This is a genomic window from Skermanella sp. (genome assembly GCF_059503625.1).
Window position 1 is genome coordinate 1 of sequence record NZ_JCACHA010001020.1, and the last position, 6,082, is coordinate 6,082.

General features: G+C 65.8%; 7 protein-coding genes. 2 read left to right on the top strand and 5 right to left on the bottom strand.

Going from position 1 to position 6,082, the window contains the following annotated elements:
• The 4 genes from AC5JJ6_RS37160 to AC5JJ6_RS37175 all read right to left on the bottom strand — a co-directional run.
• Positions 1-1,600: heme lyase CcmF/NrfE family subunit (locus AC5JJ6_RS37160; protein WP_496046854.1), on the bottom strand; the 1,600-nt coding region annotated here is incomplete at its 3' end.
• Between the two features lie 4 nt (positions 1,601-1,604).
• Positions 1,605-2,102: a cytochrome c maturation protein CcmE gene (gene ccmE, locus AC5JJ6_RS37165; RefSeq protein WP_496046855.1), complete on the bottom strand. Its 498-nt coding sequence runs from the start codon at positions 2,100-2,102 to the stop codon at positions 1,605-1,607.
• Positions 2,099-2,329, bottom strand: a complete 231-nt coding sequence (gene ccmD / locus AC5JJ6_RS37170) for a heme exporter protein CcmD (RefSeq protein ID WP_496046856.1) — start codon at positions 2,327-2,329, stop codon at positions 2,099-2,101. The genes ccmE and ccmD overlap by 4 nt, the downstream gene beginning before the upstream one ends.
• On the bottom strand, positions 2,322-2,483 hold the full coding sequence (locus tag AC5JJ6_RS37175) for a hypothetical protein (RefSeq protein WP_496046857.1): 162 nt from the start codon (positions 2,481-2,483) through the stop codon (positions 2,322-2,324). Before AC5JJ6_RS37175 ends, ccmD begins: the two co-directional genes overlap by 8 nt.
• A gap of 242 nt (positions 2,484-2,725) precedes the next feature.
• Here AC5JJ6_RS37175 and AC5JJ6_RS37180 point away from each other — a divergent pair, with 242 nt between their 5' ends.
• Positions 2,726-3,772 carry an SDR family oxidoreductase gene (locus AC5JJ6_RS37180; protein ID WP_496046858.1) on the top strand — a complete coding sequence of 349 codons (1,047 nt, stop codon included), beginning with the start codon at positions 2,726-2,728 and terminating at the stop codon, positions 3,770-3,772.
• A 24-nt stretch (positions 3,773-3,796) separates the two neighbouring features.
• Here AC5JJ6_RS37180 and AC5JJ6_RS37185 read toward each other — a convergent pair whose 3' ends face one another.
• Entirely contained in the window at positions 3,797-4,516 is a 720-nt protein-coding gene (locus AC5JJ6_RS37185; RefSeq protein WP_496046859.1) for a heme ABC transporter permease, read from the bottom strand.
• A gap of 326 nt (positions 4,517-4,842) precedes the next feature.
• On the opposite strand from AC5JJ6_RS37185, the gene AC5JJ6_RS37190 reads away from it, so the two are divergent.
• Complete coding sequence (locus AC5JJ6_RS37190) at positions 4,843-5,967, top strand: porin (protein WP_496046860.1); 1,125 nt, start codon at positions 4,843-4,845, stop codon at positions 5,965-5,967.
• Positions 5,968-6,082: the final 115 nt, after the last annotated feature.

A 6,082-nucleotide genomic window follows, 5' to 3' on the forward strand; every position in this document is an offset into this window, starting at 1 on the left:
CCGCGATCTGCGCCGTGTCGCCGGGCCGCATCAACTGGATGCGTTCAGTCATCCAGGCGGCCGATCCGGTCATCCCGGCGATCGCGATGCCCATGCCGGCATGGGCGATGGTCATGCCCCAGGCCGAACGCGGCAATCCGCCCGCCCGGCGCAGGCTTTCGCCCAGCGGCGCCCGGAACAGGCGGATGCGGTCGGCGAACTCGGCGAGCGCGCCGAAGAAGGCCCAGGCCGCCATCGCGACGCCCAGCAGCGCCAGCACCGGACCGCCCTGATAGGCGTACAGGGCGCCCAGCACGCAGATGACGGTCAGGACGGCCGCGAACTTCAGGCGGGACAAGGCGCCGGCCAGATCGGCGCGCTTCCAGGCCATCAGGGGACCGACCGACATCGCGGCGATCAGCGGCACCATCAGCGGGATGAAGGTCGAGTTGAAGAACGGCGGTCCGACCGAAACCTTGCCGGCGTCGATCGCATCCAGGAACAGCGGGTACAGCGTGCCGAGGAAGACGGTGGCGGTCGCGGTGGACAGCAGCAGGTTGTTCAGGACCAGCGCGCCTTCCCGGCTGATCGGGGCGAACAGACCGCCCATCTTCATCGACGGCGCGCGGATGGCATAGAGCAGCAGCGCGCCGATGGTCGCGACCGACAGCAGCAGCAGGATGAAGACGCCGCGCGCCGGATCGACCGCGAAGGCATGGACCGAGGTCAGCACGCCGGAACGCACCAGGAAGGTCCCGATCAGCGACAGCACGAAGGTCAGGATGGCGATCAGGACAGTCCAGCTCTTCAGCGCGTCGCGCTTTTCCACCACGATCGCCGAGTGCAGCAGCGCCGTTCCGGCCAGCCAGGGCATGAAGGAGGCGTTTTCGACCGGGTCCCAGAACCACCAGCCGCCCCAGCCGAGTTCGTAATAGGCCCACCACGATCCCAGGGCGATGCCCAAGGTCAGGCCGGCCCAGGCGGCGAGCGTCCAGGGCCGCACCCAGCGCGCCCAGGCGGGATCGATCCTGCCTTCGATCAGGGCAGCCACGGCGAAGGAGAACGCCATCGAGAAGCCGACATAGCCGAAGTAGAGGAACGGCGGGTGGAACGCCAGTCCAGGGTCCTGGAGCAGCGGGTTGAGGTCGGTGCCGTCGAGCGGCGCCGGGTCGACTCGGGTGAAGGGGTTGCTGGTGGCGATGATGAACAGCAGGAAACCGACGCCGATCATCGCCTGCACCGACAGGACGCGGGCCTTAAGCGTCGGCGGCAGGTTGCGGCCGAACAGGGCCACCGCGCAGCCGAACATCGCCAGGATCAGGACCCACAGGACCATCGATCCCTCGTGGTTGCCCCAGACGCCCGCCACCTTGTAGAGCATCGGCTTCATCGAGTGGCTGTTCTGGACCACGTTCAGGACGCTGAAATCGGACACCACATGGGCATATGTCAGCGCCAGGAAGCTGGCCAGGATCATGGCGAACTGGCCGACCGCGGCCGGTTTCGCCACGTCCATCCAGGCGGTGTCGCCGCGCGCCGCACCCACCAGGGGGATGACCGACTGAACCAGCGCCAGGAACAGCGCCAGGACAAGGGCGTAATGGCCGATTTCGGGGATCATGGCGCTATTCCTTGGCCGTCTTGGAGACAGGCTCCGCAAGCGGGTTGACCGGTTCGGCAAGCGATTTGGTCGCGTGCTGCGGCGCGCCGGCGCGGTTGAGCGCATCGGCCACTTCCGGCGGCATGTAGTTCTCGTCGTGCTTGGCCAGCACCTCGCGGGCGACGAAGACGCCGTCGGGCCGCATCCGGCCTTCGGCGACGACGCCCTGACCTTCGCGGAACAGGTCCGGGACGATGCCGGAATAGGTCACCGGCACGGTCTGCGCGGTGTCGGTGACGCGGAACTCGATCGTCAGGCCGTCGGGCAGCCGCTTGACGCTGTTCTCCTCGACCAGGCCGCCCAGCCGGAAATTGCGTTCGCCGACATGCTGGGCCGCGATATCGGACGGGCTGTAGAAGAAGACCAGATTGTCCTCGAACGCGGTCAGGGCCAGGGCGGTCGCGGTGCCGAGGCCGAGCAGGGCCAGTCCCAGCATATAGAGGCGGCGTTTCTTGCGGGTCATCCTTCGTGTCCTTCAGCCGCCGGCACGGTCGTGGGCGCGGACGCGGGAGCGCGTCGGCTCCGCTCCCTCCGGCGCGGCCGGCTCGTCTCCAGTGTTTTCAGCAGCGCTTCGTGCCGGCGCAGGCCGCGCAGGCTGACGATCAGCATCGTCACCAGAATGACCGCCGCGATGCCGTAGGCCGGCCACACATAGGCGGCGTAGCCGCCCATCGAAAAGAACTCAGCCATTGTCCCGCCAGATGATCCTCAGCACGACGCCCGGCCGGTCGATCCCGTCCGCCATCGTCTCCGCCAGTCCTCGCACCAGCCAGTCCTCCCACCAGAATGCGCCGAATAAAGGGCAAAGCGACCCGTTCGGTCTATTGTCAATTTGGCCCTGCATACCGGAACGGCACCTTATCGCGACGCCTTGCCGCATGTGTCGCCCCGATGCGAATCATTTGCACACCGCTTCCCGGCTTCTGCGGCCAATATGACAGCGCGGCAGATGGTAAACAAGGCGGGCCGCTGGGCGGACCCGGGAACTTGACAGCGGGAACCGTCCCAGCCCTTCCCCTGTTGGCGCGACGGAGAAAGCCGTGGAAGCATCACGGCGACCCTGTCCGCATCATCGAAAGGCACTCCATGCGCGTGCATCTGAAACCCGTCGAAGACCAGATCATCGTCATCACCGGAGCCACCAGCGGCATCGGCCTCGTCACGGCGAAGATGGCGGCGAAGCGCGGCGCGCGGCTCGTGCTGGTCGGACGCGACGAAAAGGCGCTGAGGGAGGTCGAGACGGATATTCGCCGCGACGGCGGCGAAGCGATCTTCGTCGTGGCGGATGCCGCCGACGAAGACGCCATGATGGCGGTCGCGGAGACGACTTTGCGCGAGTTCGGCGGGTTCGACACCTGGATCAACAATGCCGGCGTTTCGATCTACGGCAAGGTGCAGGACACGCCGCTGGAGGACCAGCGCCGGCTGTTCGAGACCAATTACTGGGGCGTCGTGATCGGGTCCCGAATCGCCGCCACCCATCTGAGCCGCCATGGCGGCGCGCTGATCAACCTGGGCAGCGTCCTGTCCGACCGCTCGATCCCGCTCCAGGCGGCCTACTGCGCGTCCAAACACGCGGTCCAGGGCTTCACCAACGCGTTCCGGATGGAGCTGGAGGCGGAGGGAGCGCCGGTTTCGGTCACCCTGATCAAGCCCGCCGCGATCGACACCATGTTCGAGGAGCATGCCCGCAGCCTGACCAATGCCGAGCCGCTCAACCCGCCGCCGGTCTATGCGCCGGAGGTCGTCGCCCGCGCTGTTCTGCACACGGCCGCGCATCCGACGCGCGACCTGATCGTCGGCGGGGCCGGCAAGCTGATCTCCCTGTCGGAGCGCGTGGCGCCGCGCCTGACCGACCGGATCATGGAAGCGATGCTGCCCGGTCTGACGAAAGCCGGCGGTCCGTTGCGCCGTTCCAGCGACAACCTGTATCACGGCTTCCGCGGCGGCCAGGACCGGAGCGGACGTCATGCGCTGGTGCGCGAACACAGCGCCTATACGGCGGCGGCGATGCATCCGCTGGCGACGGTCGCGGCGGTCGCCGGCCTTGGCGTGCTGGCGGCGGCGGTGATCGGCGGGGGCCGCTACGCGTCGCGCCCGAGCCGCGGCAGGTCTTTCGATCCAAGCATCTGACCGGCAGGCGGCGTCCCGGACGATTTACCCCTGCGCTTGGGTCAGGCGCAGGGTCTGGATCTTGCGGGCGGCGATCTCGCTGCGCACACGCAGGAGGACGACCGTCACGAAATAGGCGGTAAAGGCGAAGCCCATTATCAGGAGCGGCCACAGCATGCTGGGGTCGATGCTCGGGCCGCCCATGCGGACGACGCTGGCCGGCTGGTGCAGCGTGTTCCACCAGTCGACCGAGAACTTGATGATGGGCACGTTGACCACGCCGACCAGGACCAGGATCGCGCCGGCTTTGGCGCCCCGCGTCGGATCGTCGAAGGCGTTCACCAGCGCCATGTAACCCAGATACAGGAAGAACAGGATCAGGACGCTCGTCAGCCGCGCGTCCCAGACCCACCACGTGCCCCACATCGGCTCGCCCCACAGGCTGCCCGTTATCAGGCAGAGCGCCGTGAAGCCGGCGCCGATCGGTGCCGCGGCCTTGGTGAACAGGTCGGCCAGCGGGTGCTTCCAGACCAGACCGACGGCGGCTGCGATCGCCATGTTCGTATAGATGAACAGCGCCATCCAGGCGGACGGCACATGGATATACATGATCCGAACCGTGTCACCCTGCTGATAGTCGGCCGGCGACGCGACCAGCGACAGATACAGCCCGGCGATCATCAGGACGACGGTGATGCCCGCCGCCCAGGGCAGGACGGCGTTGGATATCCGCAGGAAACGCGCGGGATTTGCAAAGCGATGCATGGCTCGGTCAGGCCTCTGGTTTCCCTGGAATATGACGCGTCGGCGGCTGGGCTGTCAAACGCCGTGACTCGTATATGACTGGCCCGGATCAGGTAATATATACTGAGTCAATTATGACTTACGGCCTGAACGTGCGTTCTATTACCCTGAAAGAAATACCCCAATAGAATTATGTTACTAATTAATCACGAATACCCGGATTTTAGAATGTCACGAAAATTCGGACTTTTAGATTTTTGGATATTGCGCATCAATAAGGCGACCGGCGTGGAAGTAATAAACTCAATGGCCGCGACGGGATAACAAATTTTGGACGGGGCAGACACATGAAGCGTATCCTTCTCACTGGTACCGCGCTTGCGGGCGGTATGCTGTTCGCGTCGGTTGCACAGGCACAGATCACTGTGTCCTTGGGCGGTTACACTGAGTTCTTCGCGGGGTTCTACGACGACGACTCATCGAACCGCACCAACCGCGAGTTCGAGCTTGAGACCGAAATCGTCGTCCGTGCCGACGGCAAGGCCGACAACGGCCTCCTTTACGGCGCCAAGATCGAGCTGCAGAACAGCACTGGCGGCGGGGGTGCTACCGGCGTCGGCACCGACGAGGCTTCGGTCTATCTGGGCGGCACCTGGGGCCGTATCGAACTCGGCGACTTCGACGGCGCCGCCGACACCCTGAAGATCTATGCCCCGCTGGTCGGCACCGAGCAGATCGACGGCGACTACGGCGACTTCGCGGCGGTCACGGACCCGGTTTCGGGCCTCGACTTCGGCGGTCAGCCCTCCTTCGGCATCCACATCCCCAATGCCGGCGACGCGACCAAGGTCATGTATCTGACCCCGCGCTTCGCAGGCTTCCAGGCCGGCGTCAGCTATGCGCCGGAAAGCGACAGCCAGGCGCAGAACGTCGTCCAATTCAAGGATACGGTCGGCTACAAGGACTGGATCGAGGGCGGCGTCAACTATACCGGTGAGTTCTCCGGCTTCTCGGTGGCCTTGGGCGCCACCGTGTCGAGCGCCAGCGGCAAGGGCGACGCAGCGGCGGGCACCGAGCTGGAAGACTTCACGGCCTGGAACGTCGGCGCCCAGGTCGGCTTCGGCGGCTTCCTTGTCGGCGGCGGCTATGTCGATGCCGACGACTTCAACGTGACGACCGGCTCTGCCGGTGCCGACCAGTCGGTCTGGCATGCCGGCATCAGCTACACCGCCGGCCCCGTCGCGGTCGGCGCCAGCTACATGGATGCCGAAGGCTACAAGAGCGCCGGCGGCACCTATGCCAGCGACTACAAGGCCTATGGCGTCGGCGCCGCCTATACCCTGGCGCCTGGGCTGGTCGTCCAGACGGAGTTCATGTATATCGACGAGGAACTCCGCGCCGCCTCGAACGCCGGGCCGTCGGTCAGCAACGAAGGCTACGTCGTCATCGTCGGCACGCGCCTGGACTTCTGATCCTCGCGTATAGCGCCGGCTGCATGAAGCGCCGGGTTACCCCGCTCCAACCGGAGGGGGTAAACCCGGCGCTTCGTTTTTGCGGATCAGAGTTCCGAGGGATCGAAGGCGACGG